The organism is Nitrospirae bacterium YQR-1 (genome assembly GCA_039908095.1).
Taxonomy (GTDB): Bacteria; Nitrospirota; Thermodesulfovibrionia; order Thermodesulfovibrionales; family Magnetobacteriaceae; genus Magnetomonas.
On record JAMOBJ010000110.1, the window covers coordinates 1 to 502 of the forward strand.

1 protein-coding gene is annotated in these 502 nt (G+C 41.2%); it reads right to left on the reverse strand.

All coding sequences use genetic code 11. The features are described from left to right. On the reverse strand, positions 1-376 hold a 376-nt coding region (locus H7844_16140; GenBank protein MEO5358807.1), incomplete at its 3' end, for a formylglycine-generating enzyme family protein. Between the last annotated feature and the right edge of the window lie 126 nt (positions 377-502).

Below are 502 nucleotides of genomic sequence, written 5' to 3' on the forward strand. Positions count from 1 at the left end.
TCCCCGATGGTAAGTTATTGCCCCAACTATATTTATCTGATTTCTCCCCGTTACGACACGCATATTCCCACTCCGCTTCTGTTGGAAGACTATATCTCTTGCCGGTTTTCTGATTTAACCAACTTATATACTCTTTCGCATCATTCCATGATACCTGTACTACTGGATGGTTCATCTTACTTGACACATCATCTGACGGATATATAGGATGCTTCCAATTCAACCCTGACTTCCAACCCCAATCATTCATCCCATCACCACTTATTCCATACCCTTTATTTTCTCTCTCTGCCTCTGTACGATACCCTATATCCGCTACGAATTTTTTAAACTGTGCATTGGTTACTTCATATTTTCCTAAATAGAAATCATCCACACATACCTTATACACTGGTTTTTCAACTGCCTCTCCATCACCAAACGTATCCCCGATGGTAAGTTATTGCCCCAACTATATTTATCTGATTTCTCCCCGTTACGACACGCATATTCCCACTCCGCT